This window comes from uncultured Roseovarius sp. (genome assembly GCF_947259555.1).
In the GTDB taxonomy this organism is placed as follows: domain Bacteria; phylum Pseudomonadota; class Alphaproteobacteria; order Rhodobacterales; family Rhodobacteraceae; genus Roseovarius.
Map to the genome: position 1 here is coordinate 30,754 of NZ_CAMYMD010000098.1, position 23,947 is coordinate 54,700.

A 23,947-nucleotide genomic window follows, 5' to 3' on the forward strand; every position below is an offset into this window, starting at 1 on the left:
AAACCCGGGCACGCGCGCCCGGGTTTTTTTGTTTTCAGCTGGATGGCGAAGCTGGTTTTCTCGTCCAGAGCGTAAAAGCCTGACCTGATCGACGTCTCTTCAGCCGCCGGTCTCGATATCAAAGCCCAGATGCTTGGCGACGGTGAAGATATCCTTGTCACCACGCCCGCACATATTCATCACCAGCAGGTGATCTTTCGGCAGATCGGGCGCGATCTTCATCACATGGGCAAGCGCATGGCTCGGCTCCAACGCCGGGATGATCCCCTCCATTGCACAGCTTAGCTGAAACGCCTCGAGCGCCTCCTTGTCGGTGATCGAGACATATTGCGCGCGCTTGGTCTCGTGCAGCCAGCTATGTTCGGGGCCGATACCGGGATAATCGAGACCCGCCGAGATCGAATGCCCTTCGAGGATCTGACCGTCATCATCCTGCAGGAGATAGGTCCGGTTGCCATGCAGCACGCCGGGCCGCCCGCCGGTCAATGAGGCGCAATGCTCCATCCGGTCATCGACACCGTGGCCCCCGGCCTCAACCCCGATGATGTTTACCTCCTTGTCGTCGAGGAAGGGATAAAACAGCCCCATGGCGTTCGAGCCGCCGCCGATGGCCGCGACCAGCGTGTCGGGCAGACGGCCCTCGGCGGCCTGCATCTGCTCGCGCGTCTCCTTACCGATGATCGACTGGAAATCGCGCACCATCGCCGGATAGGGGTGCGGCCCCGCCACCGTGCCGATGCAATAGAACGTGTCGCGCACGTTGGTCACCCAGTCGCGCAGCGCGTCGTTCATCGCATCCTTGAGCGTGCCGCGCCCGGAGGTGACGGGGATCACCTCGGCCCCGAGCAGGCGCATGCGGAACACGTTGGGCGCCTGCCGCTCGACATCATGCGCGCCCATATAGACCACGCATTGCAGCCCGAACTTGGCGCAGACCGTGGCGGTGGCGACGCCGTGCTGACCGGCCCCCGTCTCGGCGATGATCCGGCTCTTGCCCATGCGGCGCGCAAGGATGATCTGGCCGAGCACGTTGTTGATCTTGTGCGCGCCGGTGTGGTTGAGTTCGTCGCGTTTGAGATAGATCTTGGCCCCGCCCAGATGCTGCGTCAGCCGGTCGGCATAATAGAGCGGCGAGGGTCGGCCCACGTAATGGGTCCACAGATCATGCATCTCGCCCCAAAAGCTCTGGTCGGTCTTGGCATGCTCGTATTGCTCTTCCAGCTCCAGAATGAGCGGCATGAGGGTCTCCGACACGAACCGCCCGCCGAAATCGCCGAACCGGCCCTTCTCGTCGGGGCCGGTCATGAAGGAGTTGAATAGATCGTTGGCCATGAGATACGCCCCTTGTTTGCTTCCGCATGTCCTAGTGCGAGGACACGGCGAGGGCAAGGGAAAGGCGTTTGCAAACGCCTTTCAACGCGGTTTCGAAACCGCGTTCCAAGCCGCTTGCAAGCGGCTTGGCCAAGGGATTTGCAAATCCCTTGGCCCCTGCAACCGGCGCAAAGGCGTGGAATTGCAGAACACGACAAAGTGGCGCCCGTTCTCGATCGCCTGAAAGCCGCGCCGCTCCACCTCGCGCAGGAACATGTCGCGGCCTGCGATACGCTCCACGTCGCGGATCTGGCGCTTGACCACGCCGCCGCGCCGCGCCTCGCGCGAGTCGAGAAATTGCGCGAGCCATGTCTCGGGGCTCAGGTGATCGGGCGGCCATGTCATGACCGCCATCAGACCCGATCTTGGTTAAGCGTCGGTTAAACCGCGCGCGTTCCCAATGAAGGCACGGATCAGCTTGGCGTCCTTGACGCCGGGCGCACGCTCCACCCCCGACGACACGTCAAGCTGCTTTGCCCCGGTGCGCGCCACCGCCTGCGTCACGTTCTCGGGCGTCAGCCCGCCCGCCAGCAGCCACGGCAGCGGCCAGTCGCACCCCTCGATCAGCCGCCAGTCGAAGGCCAGTGCGTTGCCACCCGGGCGCGTCGCCCCCGGTGGCGGCTTGGCGTCGATCAGCAGCTGATCAGCCACCTCGGTATAAACGTCGATCAGCGCCAGGTCCGCCGCCTCGGCCACGCCAATGGCCTTCATCACCGGCAGGCCGTAGCGCGCCTTGATCTCGGCCACCCGGGCGGGGCTCTCCTCGCCATGCAATTGCAGGAAATCCAGCGGCACCCGATCGGTCAGCGCATCGAGCGCCGCGTTCTCGGCATTGACCGTCAGCGCCACCTTGGCCACGCCCGGTGGCACGTCGAGCGCCAAGGCGCGCGCCGCATCGACTGTCACATGACGCGGCGATCTCTCAAAGAACACGAAGCCCACATAGGCCGCGCCCGCCGCCACGGCGGCAGCCACGTCGGCGGCGGCGGTCAGCCCGCAGATCTTGACGCGAATGTCGTTGCTCATGGGCCGGGGTTTAGCTTGCCTCGTCGAGAAGCGCCAGAACCTCGTCCTTGCCCTTGTGCTTCTCGCCCTTCAGCCGCTTGACTTCGGCGCGCAAGCTCGCCAGTTCACGCGCCTGCCGCGCGGCGGCTGCGCGCTCGCCCGCCTCGCGAATCCATTCCCAGATGAACCCCACGATCAGCCCCGCAAGAATGCCGCCGAAGATCACCACGAAAAGCGGCATATCATAGGTCGGATTGAGCGCGGCAAAGCCTGCGAGTTCATCGGGCAGAACCCTCAGGGTAACGATACCACGATTGGCCAGCGCGATGAGCACAAGAGCAAGGCCAAAGATGGCGATTGAGGCGTATCGAATATATCGCATGTTTTACTTTCCGTTGAGCCGGTCACGCAAAAGCTTGCCGGTCTTGAAGAACGGCACGCTTTTCTCCTCAACATGCACGCTTTCGCCCGTTCGGGGATTGCGACCCATGCGCGCATCGCGTTTCTTCACCGAGAAGGCGCCAAATCCACGCAGCTCGACGCGGTTGCCCTTGGCGAGCGCATCAGTGATCTCGTTGAAGATGGTGTTTACAATTCGCTCGACATCGCGCTGATAGAGATGCGGGTTTTCGTCGGCGATTTTCTGGATCAGTTCCGATCGGATCATCGGTAGTCACTCCCCCGGCCTTATTTCTTATGCATATGTGGCAGTTGCCGCGACTATAGCCAGAATGACGGCAAACCCAAACAGAAAGCAGACGCAAGGGGCGGATATCAATGTGATTTTTGCTCCAACCTGCGGATTTGGCGCTGACGGTGGCAAGTCATTGCCGACACATTCAGGCCGTTGGGGCATTGCCGCAATGCAGCAATCACCACGCGAGGATATGATTCGCATGGGCGAGAAGCCGTGCAGCCCCCACGCCTCCAATGGACATTCAAAACCGTTCGCCGCATGCTCTGCCCGAGACATCGGAGACCAGCATGACGCGACGGCGAATTATCATCGACACCGACCCCGGGCAAGACGACGCGGTTGCGATTTTGCTGGCATTGGCCTGCCCGGAGGCGTTCGATGTCCTGGGCCTGACCTGTGTCGCAGGCAATGTGCCGCTCGACCTGACAACGAGGAACGCACGCATTATATGCGAGTTGGCGGGCAGACCTGATATTCGTGTGTTTGCGGGGTGTGATCGGCCGATTGACCGAGATTTGGTGACGGCAGAGCATGTGCACGGCCATTCAGGGCTGGATGGACCAAGCCTGCCCGAACCCGAAATGCCACTACAAGATCAGCACGCGGTAGATTTTATCGTGGAGACGGTGCGCGCCCAGCCCCCGGGCCGCGTTACACTGGTTCCGATAGGCCCGCTCACGAATATTGCCCGCGCGTTCAACTCCGCTCCGGACATAATTAAAAAAGTGAAGGAAATCGTTCTGATGGGCGGCGCGCGTTCCGCCCTTGGCAACGTCACGCCTGTTGCGGAATTCAACATTCATGTTGATCCACGCGCGGCAGCCTGTGTCGTGTCCTCCGGGGTGCCCCTCACGATGCTGCCTCTCGACGTGACCCACAAGGCGCTCGTCACCCGCGCCCGCAACGCCGCCTTTCGTGCCATTGCCACCCCCGTGGGCTGCGCCGTCGCAGAACTGACAGGCTTTCTCGAGCGCTACAATCCCGCGCGATACGGCGGGGATGGCGCACCGCTGCACGATCCCTGCACGATCGCATGGCTCCTCAGGCCCGATCTTTTCACCGGGCGTGATGTGAATGTCGCCATCGAGGTGGAATCCGAGTTGACGATGGGCATGACGGTGGTGGATTGGTGGCGGGTGACACAAAGACCCCTGAATGCACATTTCATCCACGATGTCGACGCGCAGGGTTTGTTTGACCTCGTGACCGAAAGGCTGGCCCGACTATGACCGCTCTGACCCTTGCGCGGCCCGACGACCTTGAGCGGCTTGTGCCACTTGTCGCCGCCTTTCATGGTGAGGCAGGCATCGATCAGGACGACATCACCCGTCGCGCCGCACTAGTGCCGATACTCGAAGGCAGCCCGCACGGCGTGGCCTATCTCATCGGCCCGGTACGCGCACCAATTGGTTATATCGTCATCAGTTTTGGCTGGTCTGTCGAATACGCGGGTCTTGATGGCTTTGTTGATGAGCTCTTCATCCGGCCTGGCGTGCGCGGGCGCGGGATTGGGACCGAGGTGATGATCAGCCTGCCTAAGGCGCTAGCTGGCGCGGGATTGAAAGCACTGCATCTCGAGGTGCGGCGCAGCAATGAAAAAGCGCGGCGGCTGTACGAAAAACTGCGGTTCGCGCCGCGTGATGAATACACTTTGATGACACGTCAGATGTAGACATTCACGCGACAGAACATAGATTGCGGGGTATGATGCTGACAATTCCCTTTCAGAACAGTTATGGTCAATTGCCGCCGCGTTTCTTCACGCGGCAAACGGCAGTGCCGGTGCGCGCCCCTAGATTGATCCGGTTCAATACAGATCTGGGCGCGGAATTGGGAGTGTCGGCGAAGGATGAAGCCGCCGTGGCGAATGTCTTTGCCGGCAATGATGTTCCGCCGGGTGCCGACCCTCTCGCACAGGTTTATGCCGGGCATCAATTTGGCGGATTTTCTCCCCAGCTTGGCGATGGCCGCGCACTTCTACTGGGTGAGGTTGTCGATACGCACGGCCAACGCCGCGACATTCAGCTCAAGGGGTCAGGCCCCACGCCCTATAGCCGGATGGGCGACGGGCGCGCCTGGCTCGGGCCGGTACTGCGCGAATACGTCGTGTCAGAGGCGATGCACGCCCTCGGCCTGCCCACCACACGCGCGCTTGCCGCCGTCGAGACCGGCGAGCCGGTCTACCGCGAAACCGGCGGCATGCCCGGCGCGGTGCTGACTCGTGTGGCCGCCAGCCACCTGCGCGTCGGCACGTTCCAGTATTTCGCCGCGCGCCGCGACATCGAAGGGCTGCGCGCGCTCTACGACTATACCGTCACCCGCCATTACCCGCAGATCGAGGGCCCCGCCCATCTGCTGGCCGAGGTGATCCGGCGGCAGGCTCGGCTGGTGGCGGGCTGGCTGTCGGTGGGCTTCATCCACGGCGTGATGAACACCGATAATACCGCGATTTCCGGCGAGACGATCGATTACGGCCCCTGCGCCTTCATGGATGTCTATCACCCGCAACAGGTGTTCAGCTCGATCGACGCGCATGGCCGTTATGCCTATGATAATCAAGCGCATGTGATCGTGTGGAACATGGCGCAGTTTGCCACCGCCCTCGTGCCCCTGATGCCCGATCAGGATGCCGCGATCGAGGAATTCACGGCGCTGGTGCATGCAATGCCAGAGCAAATCGAGACCGAGTGGCGCCGCGTCTTTGGCCGCAAGATCGGAATTGAAAACGCCAGCGCCGAGGATGCCGCTCTCGTCACCGACCTGCTCGAGCGCATGGCCGAGGGGCGTGCCGATTTCACCAATACGTTCCGGGGCCTTCTCGACGGTACCGCGCGCGATCAATTCATTGAGCTCGACGCCTTTGACAAATGGGCCGAAGACTGGCGTGCGCGGATTGCTCAGGAACGTGACCCCGAGGCGGTGATGCGCGCCGCCAACCCAGCCGTCATCCCGCGCAACCACAGGGTCGAGCAGATGATCGACGCGGCCGTCTCGGGCGATTACGCGCCCTTCGATCGGCTTGTGTCGGTGTTGGCGCGACCTTACGAGGATCAGCCCGAGGCCGCAGACCTCAGACGCCCGCCCGAGGCGTCGGAGATCGTGCGGGCCACGTTCTGCGGCACCTGATCACTTGTCGCGCAGCCGCCGGAAGAGGCGCGGATTGCGGCGGATGAATTCGTCGATCACACCGGTGAACCCGCCATAGGCCTGCCCCTTGAGATAGGCGAAGCCCGACGCCGCGCCGAGACCTGCCCCGATCATGTCGATGATCAGGTCGCCCATCGTGTCCATCAGCCCGGATCTCTGCATATTCATGCCGAAACTCTGATCCATGGCAAATTCGAAGATCTCCCACAGCGTGCCGATGGACAGCCCGAAGCAGAAGGCAAAGAACGCCACCGCCGCGGGCGGCGCGGCATAGCGGTCGCCCTGAAACATCATGAAAACAAGAACAAAGCCGATCAGCCCGAACCCGATGGCCGAGCCTGCATGCATCACGATATCCCACCACCAGAACCGCTCGTAAAAATCCAGCACCTCGCCGGCGAAAAGCGTGGCGCCGACAAAGACCACGATGGCCGTGAGGAAACTGGGCGGCACGTCGATCTCGGCCCATCGCGCCACCACCACGGGGGCCATCGACAGCGCTAGCGTGGCAAGCGCGATAAAGGCCAGCGACCATTCCCGCGTGACCAGCGCATCGAGTGCGATCAGCCCGAGCGCCATCCAGATCAGGCGAGTGATCAGGGTCTGGCCGGAAAACATGCTGCCTCCTGTCATTTTTCGATGCTATCAGGGGATAATGAGGGCGTCGATGATCCGGATTGCAAGTTATAACCTTCAGAAATGTGTGGGGCTCGACCTGCGCCGCAGGCCGGATCGCATCCTGAATGTGATCGCCGACCTCGCCGCGCAGGTGGTGGTCCTGCAGGAGGCCGACAAGCGCCTCAGCCCGCGCATGGCCGCCCTGCCCCACGAGATGGCCGAGGCCGAGGGCTGGCAGGTGGTGGAATTCGGCCAGCCCGGCGGCTCGCTCGGCTGGCATGGCAACGCGATGCTGCTGCGGCCCGGCCTGCGGGTGATCGAGACCCAGCATATCGAGCTCCCGGGGCTGGAGCCGCGCGGCGCGGTGCGCGCCGATCTGGAAACCAATCTGGGCCGGTTGCGCGTGGTCGGGCTACATCTGGGGCTGGTGCGGCGCTACCGGCTGTTGCAGGTCGCCGCGATCATGCGAGCGCTGGCGCGGCTGGCGCCCTGCCCCACGGTGCTGGCGGGTGATTTCAACGACTGGCGCGGCGGGGCTGCCCTGGACGCCGTGGCGCAAGGTGTCGCGTTCATTTCCACGCGCCCCAGTTTTCCCGCACTCCGCCCAGTCGCGCGGCTCGACCGACTGGCCATCAGCGACGAACTGGTGGCCTGTAGAGCGGGGGTTCATGTTGCACGCCCAGCGCGGGTGGCCTCGGATCACTTGCCGGTCTGGGCGGATCTGGAGCCCAGGAAATAGGCCAAGCGCCGACAACCCGATGTCACTCTGCGTCGCGCCACGCGTGTTGCCCCAGGCAGACAACGACACGCGCAGGGATGTTCTTCAATATGTGCGCAGCTCAGTTAAAGCCCATGTCGCGGGCCAACATCGCCGCGTGCGTGCGGTTTTTTGCGCCCAGTTTGCGTGAGAGAGTCTTGAGATGCAGCTTAACCGTGACTTCCTGAATATCGAGATCACGGGCAATTTCCTTGTTAGACTTGCCTTGTGAAACGCCGACCAGAACATCCCTTTCTCGCGGGGTCAGCTTCAGCGACTTGAGAGGGTTTTCATCGACATCTGGGGCAAGAAACTCAAGCGGTTTGTAGATTTCACCCCGCGCCATCTGGCGCACAGCCGAGATAAGAGACTGCGGATCGAGTGTCTTGGGCACAAAACCCGCCGCACCAGAGCGCAATGCGCGGCGCGCCACCTCCGGCGTCGCGGTGCCGGACAGTATGGCGACCGGGCAATTCGCACGCGCTCTCATAATGGCAAGGCCCGCGAGCGAATCCATTCCCGGCATCTTGAAATCAAGCAGCACCAGATCGAATGGCGCCTTGTCCTTCTCCACCGCAAGCGCCGCATCAAGGCTATCTGCAACATAAACCTCGAACTCTGCCTGTGTGCGCAGGTAGGCCGCGATCGTCTCGCGCACCAGATCGTGATCGTCGGCCAACAGCAGTCTCGTCATCGGCGCACCTTTCACGCGGCTATAAAATAGTTCTTCTCCAACGCGAAATATGCTGCCATCCGACCAATGACAATCCCGTGATCGGCTGTGAGCGGGCAGCGGGGGATGATCAAAACCTTGATCACATTATTCCGCGTCGGGGAAATTCACACATTTATCCAGGCGTTTGGCATGTCTCATTCGGCTCCGAAAGCCGCTCATCGCTCCGGATCACGGTCACGGCCCCATGAGGGTGCGTGACAAAGGGCCAGTTTGGCTGGTATTAATGTATATGCAAAGTTGGCCTTTAGGGCATGCATTGTCTAAACACACAGCATCTGGCAATCGGACTGGATCGGTGTTCAATGACAGTCTCTTGAACACTAGTCCGGTCAAGGCCCGCCATGTCACTTTCCAGAACACATTGGATCAATTCGCAGGGGCGCAAGCTGCTTGTGGCGTTGAGCGTACTTGCGGCCGGCTGCATGGTGGCTGCCATTGTGCTCACCGTCGAGGTATTCGTCCGCCTCGATGAGTTCGCCAGCGCCAATCAGGACAACGTGCAATGGACGACCTCGCGGCTGGAAGTCGATCAACTGAAGTTTCTCGCCGCCCTCAGCGCCATGAGCGGACCAGACAGCGGCGAGGTAGAACGTGTGCGCAGACGATACGACGTGCTTTACAGTCGGGTCGAGACCCTTCGCAGCGCACCTGTCTACCGCGAGATCCTCGGCACCGAGGAGGGTCGTGGCGGCATTGATCGGCTTTCAGGGCTGATGGAAGGGATGGTGTCGGACATCGACAGTGATCCGGCCAACCTGTTTGCGGCGCGTCGGCGGCTAACTGAACTGGGCAACCAGATGGCCGAGCCAATCCGCAAGATCGCGACACTGGGTCTGACCGCGGACGCCAAGCGGTCAGATGCAGAACGCGCAGCTCTCACGTCAAAGATCATCACTCTCACGATTTTCATTCTGATGAAGCTTACGGCGCTCTTTGTCGTGCTTGTTCTGGTCTGGCGCCTCTACCTGAGCCACAGGGCACAAGCCGAGCAGAGCAAGAGCGATTCGAACCGGCTGGAGACAATCCTGAACACATCCCGCGATGCGGTTCTGGTCCTTGGACCCGATGGCCGGATCATCGATACCAACGCGCGCGCAAGCGAAATGCTCGGAGTGCCCCGCGATGCCGCGGTTTCGATGGAACCGGGCGATTTTCTGTTTTGCAAACAGGAGGATGGAAGCCTTGAGCCGGTCTGCGGCCGCAAGATGCCGGACGCCTGCCGCGACGGTCCGCATCAGCGTGACGATCTCGTCGTGCGGCAGATCAACGGGAGCGTCTCTCCCGCCGAGCTGTCGGCCGATCTTGCAGCACGGGGCAATGACACGATCTGCATTTGTTTCATTCGCGACATCTCCGAGCGTGTCGAAGCGGAACGCCAGATTGCCAGCGCCAGAGACCGGGCCCTGGCCGGAGAACGCGCCAAGGCGCGTTTTCTGGCGATGATCAGCCACGAGATGCGGACGCCGCTGAACGGCATCCTTGGTGCCCTCGAATTGCTGAACGATACCGATCTGACCCGGGATCAACTGAAATATACCCGCATCATGCAGTCGTCGGGACAATTGCTGTTGACCCAGATCACGGATGCGCTCGACCTGACGCAGGCCGCCGCAAAACAGATCGTGTTGCGACCGTCGGTTTTCGATCTCGATCAGTTGCTCGTGGAGCTGGTCGAGACTCAGCAAGCGCCGGCATGGGCGCGGGGCAATCGGCTCCGGCTTCTGGGCCCTCGGGGGGGGCTTGGCACGGTCTACGGCGACCGTGCGCGCATATATCAGGTCCTTCTCAATCTCGTGTCGAATGCGATCAAGTTCACAAGCGATGGCGAGATCACATTGGAAGCGATCCGGACTGGAGACGGTGAAGATGACGCGGACCTGATCGAGTTTCAAATCGCTGATACGGGCATTGGTATCCGCGAGGCCGATCTGGAGCACGTGTTCGAGGACTTTGTGCGCGCAACCGATATCACCGGCGAGCAAGCCGAAGGCACCGGCTTGGGACTTGGCATCGCGCGCCAGCTGGTCAAACTCATGCAGGGCCGCATCGGAGTAGAAAGCGAGATCGGAGAGGGCAGCCTATTTTGGGTGCGCCTACCGTTGCCATGTGGCACCGGGACCGGCGTCGCGGAGGACGGCACCCAGAAGGCGCAACGCGAAGAGACCGTGGCGCAAACGGCCGGATTACAAGTCCTCGTGGTCGAGGACAACACGAACAACCGGGTCGTGATCGAGGCCATGCTGAGGGCTGACGGTCATATCGTGACCCTTGCCTGTGACGGCGTCGAGGCACTGGCGCAGGCGCAAATCCAACGCTTTGACCTTATTCTCATGGACATCAACATGCCCGGTATCGACGGCATCAAGACGAGCCACAGCATAAGGGCGGGGAAAGGACCGAACGCGCAGACGCCGATTGTCGTTCTCACTGCCTACGCGACGGCACCTGACGTGGATGAATTGCGCGCCGCCGGTCTCGACAGATTGAAGTCCAAACCATTGGGCCGTGACACTTTGCGAACGATCCTCTCGGGGACAATGGCCTCGCGAACACTCCGGGCGCAGACACCGCCCCAGGTTGACAGGCGATATCTGGATGAGCTGCGCAAAACCCTGCCACCGGCAAGGATCGATCATCTGCTGAGCCGCTTCAAGGCGGAGGGCGATGCTCTTCTGGCCGATATCGCGGGGAACAGTTTGCAGGAGCCGGATGGCCTGGCTGATCGCATGCACCAGCTCGCCGGAACAGCCGCGACCATAGGGGCGTTGGCGCTGCAGGGGCTTCTGGTGCGCGCTGAGACCCATATCCGGTCAGGGCTGACGTCACGCGCGAGGGTTACCCTCGCGGAACTGCCGGATCTCTGGCAACGGACGCTGAGCCAACTGGCGCAAAGCACCCCGATCGCATGACGCGGTTCACTAAAAGTTGCCTTTCTTTAGGCTTACTATAACTATGCAACGGTCTACACTGGTGCCACCGCGGGCTTGAACGCGGTCGAGACGAGCGAACAGGATCCCTCAGACCATGCCGATCTGGAAACAACTGCTGGTCCTTTGCATGTTGGCTGGAGCCGCGTATGGCGGTTATGAGGCCTATCAGGTCTATCTGGCGCCGCAAGCCGAGGTTGACAAACCCCAACGTGGTGCGCGTCCGGTCTCGGTCGAGGTTGCGCGAGCAGAGCGCCGCCTGATGCAGAAAACGATCGAGGCGGTCGGGACCACCCGCGCGATGCAGTCCATAGACATCGTGCCCGAGACAGACGGTCGCCTGGTAGATCTGGCCATCAGGCCGGGAACCGAGGTGACAAAGGGCGACATCCTCGCCCAACTCGACGACACCATCCAGCGCGCTGATCTGGCCGAGGCCGAGGCGGTGCTTGTGGAACAACGACAGACCCTCGACCGCACCCGGCTGCTGCGCCAGACCAATGCGGTTTCGCAAGCCTCAGAAGAAGAGGCCGTTGCCCGTTTGGCAGAGGCCGAAGCCGAGGTTGAACGCGCTCGTCGCAGGCTTTCGGACCGCGTGATAACCGCGCCCTTCTCGGGCGTCGTGGGGCTGACGAACTATACCATTGGTGCGCGCGTCACAGAAGGCCAGGTCCTGACACGGCTCGATGATCTCAATCAGGTCGAGGTGGAATTCTCGTTGCCCGAAACGGTATTCGCGCGTGTGCGGCAAGGCCAGGCCATCATAGCGCACAGTGCCGCCTTCGCTGACCGCAGTTTTACCGGCACGGTCGATGTGGTCGATAGCCGCATAGATCCGTTGAGCCGGTCTTTCCGCGCGCGCGCGCTCATCCCAAACCCCGATAGCGCCCTGCCCGCAGGCATGTTCCTGTCGCTGACTCTCGTGCTGGAGGAAAGCGAGCAGATCACGGTGCCCGAGGAGGCACTGATCTTTCAGGCTGCGGAAACCTATGTCTTTGTCCCGGAAGACGGCAAGGCCAGCCGGCGTGTCGTGATCGCGGGTCAGCGAAAGGACGGACAGGTCTCGATCATTTCGGGTCTCGAGAGCGGCGAGGAAGTCCTCATTCGTGGCCTGCAAAGGGTGCGCGATGGCACGCCGCTCAACATCATCGGAAGCGACCGCGATGCCACCGCCGCCACGGATGATGCCAAGCCGGAAAGCGCGACATGACGCTTTCGGACATCTCGATCCGCCGCCCGGTTCTGGCGGCGGTCGCGAGCCTGCTGATCGTCATCTTTGGGGTTGCGGCGCTGCGCTCGGTGCCGGTGCGCGAATTACCCGATGTCGATAATGCAGTCGTTACCGTCACAACCACCTATCGCGGTGCTGCGCCCGAGGTCATAGACACCGACATCACCGAAACGGTCGAGGGCGCCATCGCCTCGATTTCGGGCATTCGCACGATCAGTTCGGAGAGCCGTCAGGGACGCTCGCGCGTGACGATCGAATTCGAGACCAGCGTCGATATCGACGTGGCGGCCAACGATGTGCGTGACGCGGTGGGGCGTGTGCGCGGTGACCTGCCGGAAGAGGCCGACGAGCCGCAGGTCGTAAAGAGCGATGCCGATGCCGATCCTGTGATGCGCCTTGCGATCACCTCGGACCGGATGACCACGGCCGAAATCACCGACTATATCGACCGTTTTGTCGTGGACAGGATCGCCACGCTCGACGGGGTGGCGAATGTCGATATCGTGGGCGACCGGCCCTTTGCGGTGCGCATATGGCTCGACCGACGCGCGCTCGCCGCGCGCAACCTGACGGTGGCCGATGTCGAGGCCGCCCTGCGCCGCAGCAATCTCGAATTGCCGGCGGGCGAAGTGGAATCCTACAATCGGCAGCTTTCCGTACGGTTGAATAGCCGGTTGCGTACAATCGAGGATTTTCGTCAGGTCGTGATTGACCGGGTGGCAGGTTATTCGGTGCGCCTTGGCGACGTGGCGCGCATCGTGCCCGGCGAGGCGGACGACTCGACCGTTGTGCGCACCAATGGCACCGATGCCGTGGGTGTCTGGGTGCTGCGCCAGAGCCAGTCGAATACACTTGAGATATCAAGAGCCGTACGTGAGGAGATCGCGGCGCTTGACCCCACATTGCCCGAGGGCATGGAGATCATCGTCGGCTCGGACGACGCGCTCTTTGTCGGGGCCTCGATCCGCGAGGTAGTCACGGCGCTTTTCATATCGCTTGCGCTTGTGATCATTGTGATCCTGCTCTTTCTGCGCAGCATTCGTGCCACGATGGTGCCGTTCATCACCATCCCGGTTTCGCTTATCGGGTGCTTTCTGCTGATCGGGCTTTGGGGGTTTTCGCTCAACACCCTTACCTTGCTGGCGCTGTTGCTGGCGATCGGGTTGGTCGTGGACGACGCCATTGTCGTGCTGGAGAACATCCAACGCCGCATCGAGAGCGGCGAATCTCCGCTCGTCGCCAGCCTGCTGGGCGCGCGGCAGGTGACTTTTGCAGTTATTGCCACATCGCTGACATTGATCGCGGTTTTTGTACCGCTGTCGTTCATGCCGGGACAGGTCGGCCGTCTGTTCGTGGAATTCGGCTGGGTGATGGCCGGAACCGTTGCCATCTCGACCTTCGTCGCTCTCACCGCCTGTCCGGCTCTGGCCTCCAAAGTGCTGAGCGCGCGCAAGCGTCGTGCCTCTGCTGACCCGGGTCCGCGCCCTGCCCCATGGATACAGCGCGCCTATCGCGCCATGCTGGTGCGTGCCATCGGCATGCCGCTCGTGGTCCTGCCCCTTGCCCTGGCCGTGACGGGCGGGGCGGCTCTCTTTTATGACAGCCTGCCGCGCGAGTTGGCCCCGCGCGAGGATCGCGGCGTAGGGTTCGTTCCGCTGACCGCGCCGCAGGGATCAACGGTAGCGCACTCGGACATGGCCGCGACCCAGGTCGAGGCCATTCTCGAACCAATGGTTCAATCCGGCGAAATCGAGACCGTGTTTACCTTCACGGGTTGGGGCGGACGGGCCTGGCGCTCTTTCGTGGTGTTCCGTCTTGCCCCATGGGAGGACCGGGATCGCCCTGTTTCTGCTCTGGTGGCAGAAATCGCGCCGCGCATGGATGAGGTGACAATCGCGCGCGGATTTCCCGTCACCCCATCAGGGCTTGGGCTGCGCGGCAGTTCGACGCCGGTCCGGGTCGTCATTGGCGGCCCGGATTTTGACAGTGTCAAGGACTGGTCGACGGCCTTTCTCGCGCGCGCCGAGGCTGTCGAGGGGCTGGTCAATCCCGAGATAAATTTCGAGCAGAATCTGCCGCAGCTCGACATCGAGATCGACCGCGCGCGCGCCGATGATCTCGGCATCTCGGCGGACGTCATAGCCGCCACCCTGCAAACCATGCTGGCCTCGCGCGAGGTCACGACCTTTGTCAGCCGAGGCCGGGAATATCCCGTGCTGGTGCAGGCCGAGGATGAAGACCGCCGCTCTCCCACCGATATCGAGAACATCTTTGTCCGGGCCGCAGATGGCGAAACACTGGTGCCTCTGGGTGCGCTCGTGACGCTCAAGGAGAATGCAGCAGCGCCGTCGCTGCGGCGCTTCGACCGGCTGCCCTCGATCCAGCTGTCTGGTGCCTTGGCACCGACGGCGCAGCTTGGCGATGTTCTGACGGAGTTGGAAGAGATCGCGCGGGACATCCTGCCACCCGAGGCCAAGCTCGGTTATGACGGCCAATCGCGCACCTATCAGGACACATCCGGCGGCGTCGGCGTGGTGTTCCTGTTGGCACTATTGATCGTCTATCTGGTCCTCGCCGCGCAATTTGAGAGTTTCGTGCACCCTTTGGTAATCATGCTGACCGTGCCCATAGGCGTTGCGGGAGCGATCTATGCGATGGCGGCTGGCGGGCTTTCGCTGAATGTCTACAGCCAAATCGGCATCATCCTGCTTATTGGTCTCATTTCCAAAAACGGCATCCTGATCGTCGAGTTCGCAAACCAGTTGCGCGACGAAGGCTATAGCGTGCGCGACGCCGTGATCGACGCCTCCGTGCTGCGTTTGCGTCCGATCATGATGACAGCCATATCAACCGTTCTTGGCGCGGTTCCACTCGTGTTGGCCAGCGGCGCAGGTGCCGAAAGCCGCATCGCCGTTGGCACCGTGATCATTGCAGGTCTCGGCATGGCAACTATTCTGATGCTTTTCGTCACGCCCGTACTATATGACCTCATGGCGCGGTTCACGCGGCCGCGCGGTGCGGTCGAAAAGGCGCTTGAAACTGCGCTTGCAGACGGACAGCAACCGGCTGAGTGACGATCCGCCGTTCTATGCGCCCGCGGTTTGATTGCAGCGGCTCGAGTCTGGCAATCCGAGCTCTGCAATGCGATAAACGGAGGGCGTGACGGGAGTGTTTGCCAAGTGAGACCATCACATCTAAGTCGAACCATACGGCCCTGTGTCGCCTTGGTCTTCATGTGGCTGTCAAGCACCTTTGCACACGCCACCGAACTGAGCTTTGACACACCTGGATCGCCGGAGAAATTCGCGGATCGGTTGCGCGAAGCCTCGCTCGTGGTCAGCACGATCAAGCAGGAAGAGACCACGGCGCAGGATCTTGTTGCAGCAGCACAGGCCGATTACGGTCGGCTCATCGGGGTCCTTTATGCCGAGGGCTATTACGGCGGCGTCATCCGGATTCGTGTCAACGGTCAGGAGGCGGCAAGCATTCCGCCACTTCGTGCACCAAGCGCAATCGAGCGCATAGATATCAGCGTCGAACGTCGCGACGGTTTTACCTTTTCCACCGCTCGCGTGGCACCGATCCCACCGGGCACGCAACTGCCGCCAAAATTCGAGGCGGGCCAGTTGGCAAAGGGACAGTTGATTGGCGAATCCACGCGCGCAGGTATCGCCGCATGGCGAGCGTCGGGCCACGCCAAGGCGCTTGTCGCGGAACAGGACGTGGTTGCAGATCACGCGCGGAGCACGCTCAAGGCAGACATCACGCTCGACCCTGGTCCGCGCCTGCGGTTTGGTGATCTCAAGATCGCCGAGAACGGACGCCCGAGCCGGGTACGCGCGGCACGCATCCGCGAGATTGCCGGGCTCCCTACGGGCAGGGTCTTTTCGCCCGACGAGCTTGAGATGGCGGCCAATCGCCTGCGCCGCGCTGGTGCATTCCGTTCGGTGGTGATGACCGAGGCCGAGCAGCCGAACGCCGATGGCTCGCTCGACATTACAACGCGCGTTGTAGACGCCAAGCGCCGCCGCGTCGGCGCGGGGGCCGAGCTTTCCTCGCTCGAAGGGGTGACGCTATCGGGGTTTTGGCTGCACCGCAATCTGCTGGGCGGCGCGGAGCGGCTCCGCATTGAGGGGATGATCGGCGGGATCGGTGGAAATTCAGGGGGCGAGGATTTTCAACTCGGTGCGCGCCTTGACCGTCCGGCGACCTTTCACCCCGACACAGGTCTTTTCCTTGAGGCGCGCATCGAAGAGAACAACGAGCCCGATTACAGCGAACGCAATATTCAGATCGGCGGCGGCTTTACCCGCATCTTTTCGGACGAGTTAACCGCAGAGGCCGGGATCAGCTATCGCTACTCCGAGATCAACGACGATCTTGGCAAACGCGAGTTGCAACACCTGCTGTTACCGGCGCGCGCAACGTGGGACCGGCGCGATGATCAGCTCAATGCCAAGTCCGGCTTCTTCATCGATCTGAGCCTCACACCTTTTGTCGGGCTTGACGAGAACAGCGGCGACGGTGTCCGGCTGTTTGCGGATGCCCGCAAATATCTGAGCTTTGGGGACGGAGACCGGATCACGCTTGCCGGTCGCGCGCAGATCGGATCGGTCGCCGGCGCGGCTGTCGATGAGGTGCCCGCTGATATGCTTTTCTACTCCGGGGGCGCTGGCACCGTGCGCGGGCAAGAATACCAATCGCTCGGTGTTGATCTCTCTCCCACGGTCACGGTTGGCGGGCGAAGCTTTGTCGGCTTTTCCGGGGAACTGCGCGGCGATATAAACGACAAGATACAAGCGGTCGCCTTTGCGGATACCGGCTTTATCGGTCAGGATGCGTTGGGGTCCGGCGAGGGCGAATGGCACAGCGGGGCTGGCATTGGTGCGCGTTATTTCACTCCGGTGGGGCCGATTCGAGTCGATATCGGTATGCCGCTCGGGGATCGCGCCGGGGAAGATTTTGAAATCTATATCGGTATTGGGCAGGCCTTTTGATGACACGTCTGTTGATTTTATGTTCGTTTGTCCTGAGCTGTCTTGCGGGCCCGCTTCTGGCGCAATCCGGAGAAGACGACAGGGGCTTTCTCCAATCGCTGATCGAGGACAATCTATCCGGCGCAGGGCGCAAGGTGAGGATCACCGGATTCGCTGGCGCATTGTCATCGCAGGCCAGTCTGGAGACTCTCACCATCGCCGACAATGAGGGCGTCTGGCTCCGGCTGGGCGATGTCACGCTCGACTGGACACGTTCTGCGCTGCTTGCCGGTCGGGTCGAAGTCAACCGTCTGACCGCCGCCGAAATCACCCTGTCACGTCTGCCGGAGGGCGAAGCGCCGGTGACCCCGGAAGATGCCGAGGCCACGCCCTTCGCGCTCCCGGATCTGCCCGTGTCGGTCAATATCGGTGAGATTTCCGCAGAAACCCTGACACTCGGCGGGCCTGTTCTGGGTGAGGAAATCAGGCTCGAACTGTTCGGCAGCCTGTCATTGGGCGGCGGCGAGGGCCGTGCCGAGATCAACGTCACGCGGCTCGACGGTCGTGGAGAGATTGCTCTTAATGCAGGGTTTGACAACGAGAGCCGGGTCTTGGCGCTTGACCTGACACTGGACGAGGCACCGGGCGGCATTGCCGCCAGCTTGTTGCAATTGCCAGACAGCCCGGCCATCGCCCTCACGCTCAAAGGCGAGGCCCCTCTCAGCGATTACGCCGCCGATCTGCGGCTTGCAACCGACGACAGCGAGCGCCTCACCGGACGCTTGACGCTGAAAAGCGACGACTCGGGCAACACCAATTTCAACGCAACGCTCGACGGTGATCTGACGCCGCTGATGGCACAAGATTTCCGTGCCTTCTTTGGTGGGCAGAGCGCCCTCGCGCTCAATGGCACTCGTGCCCCCGATGGTGCTCTTGAAATCGACCAACTCAGCCTGTCGGCGGCGCAGCTTGCCCTTGACGGCACTCTGGCACTCGATGCGGCGGGCTGGCCCACGCGCTTTGACCTCAAAGGCAATATTGGCGATGGGACAACACCGGTGCGACTGCCTGTGGCGGGCCCTCCCGTGACGCTTGAACGGGCCGCCTTCGACGCGCGTTACGACGCTGCGCGTGGCGACCGCTGGCGCGCGCAGCTGGAGATGACCGACTTCACGCAACCAGAGGTCAGGCTTGACAAGGCAACGCTTTCGGGACGGGGCACATTGCGGCGCACGGCCCCGCGCGGGGTGACAGCACTTGCTGAATTCGACCTGAGCGGTCTCGATCTTTCCGATCCAGCCCTTGCCGAGGCCGCCGGTGACGCGATCGCGGGACATGCAAGCCTTGACTGGAACGATGGCGCCCCTCTCCTTTTGCGGGCCCTCCGCATCGCATCGGGATCTGCCACGCTCGCCGCAAACGGCCGCATAGAGGCCTTGGCAGATGGCTTCCCCGTCTCAGGTACGGCCAGGATCGAGGCCCCCAATCTCGCCCGTTTCGCCGCGCTCTCGGGTCAGAACCTCGCAGGCGCAGCCAACGCCACACTCTCAGGCTCGGGCAGTCTACTCGGGGGCGATTTTGACCTGACGCTCGAGGCCGACACAAACGATTTCGCGCTAGGCATCGCTCAGCTAGACCCGCTGATTGGCCCACCGGGCACCATGTCACTCAAGGCCACGCGCGACACGGCGGGCACCGCTCTTGAGCAGTTGCGCATCGAGAACGAATATTTCCTCGGAACGGCGCAAGGGCAGATCAACAGCAAGAGCGGCGTGCTGACCGTCTCCGCCCGTCTCGACGATCTCGGTTTGTCCGACCGGCGGCTCTCTGGTCCGGCAGAGACGCAGGCCCGCGTCGGCTGGAGCGCGGGAGGGGATGTCGTCCTGCGCGATCTGAGCCTTGAGGCGATGGGCGCACGGGTGACCGGCGACGCCACGCTCTCTCCCGAGGCCCCTGGTTTGCCCGTCTCAGGCAAGATCAGGGCGGAGGTCGCCGATCTCGCGCGTTTTGCCGCCATCACCGGCCAGCCCCTCGAGGGACGGATCAACGCCACGCTTGACGGTAAGGGAATGATCGAGACACAGAGCTTTGACCTCATGCTCAATGCGACAACATCCGGGCTCGCCACAGGCCTCTCACAACTTGACGGCTTGGTGGCCAGCGACGGCAGTCTTCTGATCGAGGCCAGCCAGGAGAACGGCGAAGTCACGCTGCGCGACCTGCGCCTTGCCTATGACGCCGCGCGAATCAACGCCTCGGGCTCGGGCATCATCGCCGAACAAAGCGGAGAGCTGGTGTTTGACGCCGAATTGTCCGATCTGGCGCTGATCGACGCTCGCCTGAACGGCCCTGCCGAGGCACGCGGCATGATCGCGCGCGATTCAGATGGTGCGATCACCGCCACGGGGCTTGCCGCACGTCTCATGGGCGCGACACTTAACGCGACCGGCACCGTGCAACCGGACCCTGACACCTTCGCGGCGACAGGCACGGTTGCGGCCGAAGTGGACGACCTCGCACGCTTTGCCGCCCTGGCCGGGCAGCCCCTCCGCGGTAGCCTTGATCTATCGGCGGAGGGCGAGGCCAGCGAAAGCGGCGACGCCCTATCTCTGACAACCACATTGGAAGGCCGTAATCTGGCGACCGGGATTGCCCAGCTCGACCAACTCATCGCCGGGCGCCTCTCGCTCGCGGCCGAGGCGGGTCGCACGCCCGAACGGATCGAGATCAGCACCATCAACCTTGAAACACCACAACTGAGCCTGACGGCAAACGGTGACGGCGCGGGCGGACCAGTGGCGATTGATGCACGGCTTGCCAATCTCGGCCTCTTCGCACCCGAGTTTTCCGGACCCGTCTCGGCCAAAGGCACGGTAACATTGCAAGGGCCCGAGGCGCGGCGCGTTGGCCTAGACCTCGACGCCAGCGGCCCCGGTGGCACCACTGCCGCGCTTTCAGGTGACGTGTTAGACCATGCACAGCAGCTTGACCTGTCCGCGTCCGGTACTCTGCCTCTGGCGCTGATCAACGGCTTCATTCAACCCAATGCGATCAACGGCACCGCCCAATATGATCTCCGGGTCCGTGGCACACCGGCCCTTGGCTCGGTCTCGGGCACGGTGAGCACGCAAGGCACCCGCGTTGCCCTGCCCGCCACCGGGCTCGCAGTGGATGATCTGAGCGGAACGGCGACCCTCGGCCAGAGCCGCGTACAAACTGATTTCTCAGCACGCATGCGGGACGGTGGGCGTGTCACGGTTACGGGGCCGGTCTCGCTTACCCAAGGGTTCAACGGCGATCTCGCGGTCGAGCTCGCCGGGCTCGTGCTCAGCGATCAGCTGATTTACACGACAACCGCGAATGGAGACGTGTCTCTCAACGGGCCGTTAACAGGCGGCGCCCGCATCGGCGGCGCGATCACGCTGGAAGAAACCAACATCCGTATCCCGTCGGGCCTCGGACCGGCTTCGGTTTCACTTCCGGATTTAAAACACGTGAACGAGAGCGCCTTATCGCGCCAGACCCGGGAACACGCGGGCCTCATCAAGACCGAAGAGGGCACTCCCGCGCGGCCCTACGGCCTCGATATTACAATCAACGCTCCAAATCGCATCTTTGTGCGCGGGCGTGGCCTCGATGCTGAACTCGGCGGGCGACTGCGCATCGCTGGTACCACTGCCGCCGTTGCGCCGGACGGATTTTTCGAATTGATCCGTGGTCGCATCGACATCCTTGGAAAACGGCTCACCCTCACCGAAGGGCGCGTGACCATGCAAGGCTCGCTCGATCCATATCTCCGCTTTGTGGCCGAGACAGACGCTGAAGATGTGTCTGTTCAGGTGATCGTTGACGGCCTGGCCAGCGCACCCGAGGTAACATTCGCGTCCGATCCCGACCTGCCACAGGAAGAAGTCGTATCACGGCTCATTTTCGGACGCGGCCTCGACAGTATCTCGGCCTTTCAGGCCGCGCAGATGGCGTCTGCCGTCTCGACGCTGGCCGGCAACAGCAATGGCGACGTCGTAGGCAAGCTGCGTAGTGCTGTTGGCCTTGCAGACCTCGACGTGTCCCAGACAGAGGACGGCGGAACCGAAGTGAGCGCGGGCGCGTATATCTCTGACAACGTATACACCGAGGTCAGCGCCGACAGCGAGGGCAAGCAAAAGATCAATCTCAATCTGGACCTGACCAACAGTTTTACCGTCAAAGGCAGCACGTCCAACGATGGAGATACCGGCGTCGGGGTGTTCTTCGAAAAGGACTATTGACGCAACCCTGCTCGAAAAAGAGGCAGAAAAAGACTCGCTTCTCAATACCGCTATCTGCCACAGTGATTTTTGTTGCCAGGGATCATGGAGGATATCTTGCGTTATATTCCGTTGTTCGTCAGCCTGCTGCTTGTACCGGCGGGCATTTTTCTCGCGCTGTGGCTTCCGTTCTGGGGCGGGCTGCTTGCGGGGCTGGCCGGGATCATCGCCCTGATTGGCCTGTACGACATCTTCCAAACCAAACGCGCGGTGCTCAAGAACTATCCGATCTCGGCAAGGCTGCGGTTCCTGTTCGAGCATTTCCGCCCTGAGATCCGCCAGTATTTCCTCGAAAGCGACCACGAAGAGACGCCCTATTCCCGCGAGCAGCGCGCGCTGGTCTACCGCCGCGCCAAGGGGATCGAGGGGCTGCGCCCTTTCGGCACGCTGCGCAACGTGAACGCAGTCGGGCATGAATGGATCAATCACTCCATGGCCCCTACCCATCTCGACAGCCATGACTTTCGGCTGCGCGTCGGCGGTCCCGATTGCACCAAGCCCTATGACAGCTCGCCGCTCAATATCTCGGGCATGTCCTATGGTGCGCTGTCACCCAATGCGATCGAGTCGCTCAATTGGGGTGCCAAGCTGGGCCGCTTTGCCCATACCACGGGCGAGGGCTCGATTTCGCGCTTTCACCGCAAACATGGCGGCGATCTGATCTGGCAGGTGGGGTCCGGTTATTTCGGCTGCCGCACCCCCGAAGGCGCATTCAGCCCAGAGATATTCGCCGAAACCGCTGCTGACGATCAGGTGAAAATGATCGAAATAAAGCTCAGCCAGGGCGCCAAGCCCGGCCATGGCGGCATCCTGCCGGGGGCCAAGGTGACCGAGGCCATCGCCGAGGCGCGGGGCGTCAAGGTGGGTCAAGATTGCATCAGCCCGCCGGGTCATTCCGAGTTTTCGACTCCCGAAGGGCTCTGCGCCTTCATTGCGCGGCTGCGCTCACTCTCGGGCGGCAAGCCGATCGGCATCAAGCTCTGCGTTGGCCACCCATGGGAATTCTTCGCCATGGCCAAGGCGTTTCACGAAACAGGCGTCACCCCCGATTTCATCACGATCGACGGGGCCGAAGGCGGCACAGGCGCCGCCCCAGCCGAATTTGCCGATCACAAGGGCGCCCCCATTCGCGAGGGGCTCATGCTTGTTCATAATACACTCATCGGCATGGGCCTGCGTGACCGGATCAAGCTGATCGTCTCGGGCAAGCTGATTAGCGCTTTTGATCTCTGCCGGATGTTTGCGCTCGGCGCCGATGGATGCAACATGGCACGCGGCTTCATGTTTGCCGTGGGATGTATTCAGGCGCAGGTCTGCCACTCCGGCAAATGTCCGACGGGTGTTACGACACAGGACCCCGGCCGATATCGCGCGCTCGTCGTCGCGGATAAATATCAGCGTGTCGCCAATTTTCATCGAAATACCATGATCGCCCTCAAGGAGGCGGTAGAGTCGTCCGGGCTAAAAGCGCCCCAGGATTTCACACCACACCACCTGATGATCCGGGTGAACAGCCGCGAAGTGCGCTCTGCAGCCAGCCAGTATCTCTGGCTTGAGCCGGGAGAGCTGTTGTCCGGCACGGTCGCGCATCCGGCGTTTACCAAGTATTGGGAGCGCGCCCGCGCAGATACGTTTGACTTCGTCGCCTGATCGGAGCTGTGGATACAGCCGCCCTGTCGCTGACGTTAAAAATTTGGATGGCGGCCAAGGCGAGACTCGAACTCGCACGGTATTTCTGCCGGCGAATTTTAAATTCTCACGAAATGGTTTTTTTGTGATACTTGGCCTGATCCATTCCCACAGAAATCCAATGTAAATGGCTATGCTGTGGGAGACAATTCTGGAGGCTACGCTGAAGCTTTCGACGTTAAGGCAGAACAGCACAGGTAACACGGCCATCACTTGGCCAACCAGCATCATAGAAGGTTAATTGAGCGCAGCAGTTATAGGTCGCGCGACGTCTGACCGTCTTAACGGGAAAACTCTTAGAATATCGCTGGTTACGCCTCCTGCCTGGTCGCATCATCCCCAATTGGCAGAATTGAATCGTAAGCTTCCGGTGGCGGCCGTGTGATCTTGGGTTCGCTCCGATGGTAAGTCGGACCTTATGTCCGACTTTATCAACCGCCCTCAAATCGAAGTTCTGTCTGCTGCCGATGGTATTGGTCGGATGAT

Annotated in this window: 17 protein-coding genes and 1 tRNA gene; 10 read left to right on the top strand and 8 right to left on the bottom strand. The window is 61.9% G+C overall.

Annotation, left to right across the window (positions count from 1 at the left end; translation table 11 throughout):
- Nucleotides 1-99 precede the first annotated feature (99 nt).
- The 5 genes from trpB to ihfB all read right to left on the bottom strand — a co-directional run bounded on the left by trpB (nucleotide 100) and on the right by ihfB (nucleotide 3,043).
- Nucleotides 100-1,332: a tryptophan synthase subunit beta gene (gene trpB, locus Q0X85_RS16065; protein ID WP_297773580.1), complete on the bottom strand. Its 1,233-nt coding sequence runs from the start codon at nucleotides 1,330-1,332 to the stop codon at nucleotides 100-102.
- 81 nt (nucleotides 1,333-1,413) lie between these two features.
- Nucleotides 1,414-1,716, bottom strand: a complete 303-nt coding sequence (locus tag Q0X85_RS16070; RefSeq protein ID WP_297773581.1) for an N-(5'-phosphoribosyl)anthranilate isomerase — start codon at nucleotides 1,714-1,716, stop codon at nucleotides 1,414-1,416.
- Nucleotides 1,717-1,740: 24 nt separating this feature from the next.
- Nucleotides 1,741-2,397, bottom strand: coding sequence for a phosphoribosylanthranilate isomerase (locus Q0X85_RS16075; protein ID WP_297773584.1), 657 nt, complete (start codon nucleotides 2,395-2,397; stop codon nucleotides 1,741-1,743).
- A gap of 10 nt (nucleotides 2,398-2,407) precedes the next feature.
- A complete protein-coding gene (locus Q0X85_RS16080) occupies nucleotides 2,408-2,758 on the bottom strand; it encodes a DUF1049 domain-containing protein (RefSeq protein WP_297773586.1) in 351 nt (116 codons plus the stop codon).
- A 3-nt stretch (nucleotides 2,759-2,761) separates the two neighbouring features.
- Nucleotides 2,762-3,043, bottom strand: a complete 282-nt coding sequence (gene ihfB / locus Q0X85_RS16085) for an integration host factor subunit beta (protein ID WP_297773589.1) — start codon at nucleotides 3,041-3,043, stop codon at nucleotides 2,762-2,764.
- A gap of 317 nt (nucleotides 3,044-3,360) precedes the next feature.
- Between ihfB and Q0X85_RS16090 the strand changes: the two genes are divergently transcribed.
- Genes Q0X85_RS16090 through Q0X85_RS16100 form a run of 3 tightly spaced genes read left to right on the top strand, consistent with a single transcriptional unit; the run spans nucleotide 3,361 to nucleotide 6,199 of the window.
- Nucleotides 3,361-4,302 (top strand): nucleoside hydrolase, encoded by a 942-nt coding sequence (locus Q0X85_RS16090; protein WP_297773592.1) that lies wholly within the window; start codon nucleotides 3,361-3,363, stop codon nucleotides 4,300-4,302.
- The gene (locus tag Q0X85_RS16095) at nucleotides 4,299-4,745 is read left to right on the top strand and encodes a GNAT family N-acetyltransferase (RefSeq protein ID WP_297773595.1); all 447 of its coding nucleotides are present in this window, start codon (nucleotides 4,299-4,301) and stop codon (nucleotides 4,743-4,745) included. Before Q0X85_RS16090 ends, Q0X85_RS16095 begins: the two co-directional genes overlap by 4 nt.
- Before the next feature lie 32 nt (nucleotides 4,746-4,777).
- Nucleotides 4,778-6,199 carry a protein adenylyltransferase SelO gene (locus tag Q0X85_RS16100; protein WP_297773597.1) on the top strand — a complete coding sequence of 474 codons (1,422 nt, stop codon included), beginning with the start codon at nucleotides 4,778-4,780 and terminating at the stop codon, nucleotides 6,197-6,199.
- On the opposite strand, the gene Q0X85_RS16105 is transcribed toward Q0X85_RS16100, so the two are convergent.
- On the bottom strand, nucleotides 6,200-6,838 hold the full coding sequence (locus Q0X85_RS16105) for a hypothetical protein (RefSeq protein ID WP_297773600.1): 639 nt from the start codon (nucleotides 6,836-6,838) through the stop codon (nucleotides 6,200-6,202). It abuts the gene before it with no gap.
- Between the two features lie 49 nt (nucleotides 6,839-6,887).
- On the opposite strand from Q0X85_RS16105, the gene Q0X85_RS16110 reads away from it, so the two are divergent.
- A complete protein-coding gene (locus Q0X85_RS16110) occupies nucleotides 6,888-7,577 on the top strand; it encodes an endonuclease/exonuclease/phosphatase family protein (RefSeq protein ID WP_297773602.1) in 690 nt (229 codons plus the stop codon).
- Nucleotides 7,578-7,677: 100 nt separating this feature from the next.
- On the opposite strand, the gene Q0X85_RS16115 is transcribed toward Q0X85_RS16110, so the two are convergent.
- Nucleotides 7,678-8,289 carry a response regulator transcription factor gene (locus Q0X85_RS16115; protein ID WP_297773603.1) on the bottom strand — a complete coding sequence of 204 codons (612 nt, stop codon included), beginning with the start codon at nucleotides 8,287-8,289 and terminating at the stop codon, nucleotides 7,678-7,680.
- Between the two features lie 383 nt (nucleotides 8,290-8,672).
- Here Q0X85_RS16115 and Q0X85_RS16120 point away from each other — a divergent pair, with 383 nt between their 5' ends.
- From Q0X85_RS16120 to Q0X85_RS16145, 6 genes are all read left to right on the top strand, one after another.
- Nucleotides 8,673-11,240, top strand: a complete 2,568-nt coding sequence (locus tag Q0X85_RS16120; protein WP_297773605.1) for an ATP-binding protein — start codon at nucleotides 8,673-8,675, stop codon at nucleotides 11,238-11,240.
- A gap of 115 nt (nucleotides 11,241-11,355) precedes the next feature.
- Complete coding sequence (locus Q0X85_RS16125) at nucleotides 11,356-12,468, top strand: efflux RND transporter periplasmic adaptor subunit (protein ID WP_297773607.1); 1,113 nt, start codon at nucleotides 11,356-11,358, stop codon at nucleotides 12,466-12,468.
- Nucleotides 12,465-15,563, top strand: a complete 3,099-nt coding sequence (locus tag Q0X85_RS16130; RefSeq protein ID WP_297773608.1) for an efflux RND transporter permease subunit — start codon at nucleotides 12,465-12,467, stop codon at nucleotides 15,561-15,563. Before Q0X85_RS16125 ends, Q0X85_RS16130 begins: the two co-directional genes overlap by 4 nt.
- Nucleotides 15,564-15,722: 159 nt before the next feature.
- On the top strand, nucleotides 15,723-17,486 hold the full coding sequence (locus Q0X85_RS16135; protein WP_297773610.1) for a BamA/TamA family outer membrane protein: 1,764 nt from the start codon (nucleotides 15,723-15,725) through the stop codon (nucleotides 17,484-17,486).
- Nucleotides 17,486-21,733, top strand: coding sequence for a translocation/assembly module TamB domain-containing protein (locus tag Q0X85_RS16140; RefSeq protein WP_297773612.1), 4,248 nt, complete (start codon nucleotides 17,486-17,488; stop codon nucleotides 21,731-21,733). Before Q0X85_RS16135 ends, Q0X85_RS16140 begins: the two co-directional genes overlap by 1 nt.
- Before the next feature lie 84 nt (nucleotides 21,734-21,817).
- Complete coding sequence (locus Q0X85_RS16145) at nucleotides 21,818-23,422, top strand: FMN-binding glutamate synthase family protein (RefSeq protein ID WP_297773614.1); 1,605 nt, start codon at nucleotides 21,818-21,820, stop codon at nucleotides 23,420-23,422.
- Nucleotides 23,423-23,470: 48 nt separating this feature from the next.
- On the opposite strand, the gene Q0X85_RS16150 is transcribed toward Q0X85_RS16145, so the two are convergent.
- Nucleotides 23,471-23,559, bottom strand: a tRNA-Leu gene (locus tag Q0X85_RS16150).
- Between the last annotated feature and the right edge of the window lie 388 nt (nucleotides 23,560-23,947).

Bases quoted from the DNA above. Each gene is read 5' to 3' on its own strand.
- Q0X85_RS16080 (WP_297773586.1), bottom strand. From the start codon at position 2,758: ATGCGATATATTCGATACGCCTCAATCGCCATCTTTGGCCTTGCTCTT.
- Q0X85_RS16145 (WP_297773614.1), top strand. From the start codon at position 21,818: ATGGAGGATATCTTGCGTTATATTCCGTTGTTCGTCAGCCTGCTGCTT.
- Q0X85_RS16095 (WP_297773595.1), top strand. From the start codon at position 4,299: ATGACCGCTCTGACCCTTGCGCGGCCCGACGACCTTGAGCGGCTTGTG.
- trpB (WP_297773580.1), bottom strand. From the start codon at position 1,332: ATGGCCAACGATCTATTCAACTCCTTCATGACCGGCCCCGACGAGAAG.
- Q0X85_RS16105 (WP_297773600.1), bottom strand. From the start codon at position 6,838: ATGTTTTCCGGCCAGACCCTGATCACTCGCCTGATCTGGATGGCGCTC.
- Q0X85_RS16140 (WP_297773612.1), top strand. From the start codon at position 17,486: ATGACACGTCTGTTGATTTTATGTTCGTTTGTCCTGAGCTGTCTTGCG.
- ihfB (WP_297773589.1), bottom strand. From the start codon at position 3,043: ATGATCCGATCGGAACTGATCCAGAAAATCGCCGACGAAAACCCGCAT.
- Q0X85_RS16135 (WP_297773610.1), top strand. From the start codon at position 15,723: ATGTGGCTGTCAAGCACCTTTGCACACGCCACCGAACTGAGCTTTGAC.
- Q0X85_RS16110 (WP_297773602.1), top strand. From the start codon at position 6,888: ATGATCCGGATTGCAAGTTATAACCTTCAGAAATGTGTGGGGCTCGAC.
- Q0X85_RS16075 (WP_297773584.1), bottom strand. From the start codon at position 2,397: ATGAGCAACGACATTCGCGTCAAGATCTGCGGGCTGACCGCCGCCGCC.
- Q0X85_RS16090 (WP_297773592.1), top strand. From the start codon at position 3,361: ATGACGCGACGGCGAATTATCATCGACACCGACCCCGGGCAAGACGAC.
- Q0X85_RS16120 (WP_297773605.1), top strand. From the start codon at position 8,673: ATGTCACTTTCCAGAACACATTGGATCAATTCGCAGGGGCGCAAGCTG.
- Q0X85_RS16125 (WP_297773607.1), top strand. From the start codon at position 11,356: ATGCCGATCTGGAAACAACTGCTGGTCCTTTGCATGTTGGCTGGAGCC.
- Q0X85_RS16100 (WP_297773597.1), top strand. From the start codon at position 4,778: ATGATGCTGACAATTCCCTTTCAGAACAGTTATGGTCAATTGCCGCCG.
- Q0X85_RS16115 (WP_297773603.1), bottom strand. From the start codon at position 8,289: ATGACGAGACTGCTGTTGGCCGACGATCACGATCTGGTGCGCGAGACG.
- Q0X85_RS16070 (WP_297773581.1), bottom strand. From the start codon at position 1,716: ATGACATGGCCGCCCGATCACCTGAGCCCCGAGACATGGCTCGCGCAA.
- Q0X85_RS16130 (WP_297773608.1), top strand. From the start codon at position 12,465: ATGACGCTTTCGGACATCTCGATCCGCCGCCCGGTTCTGGCGGCGGTC.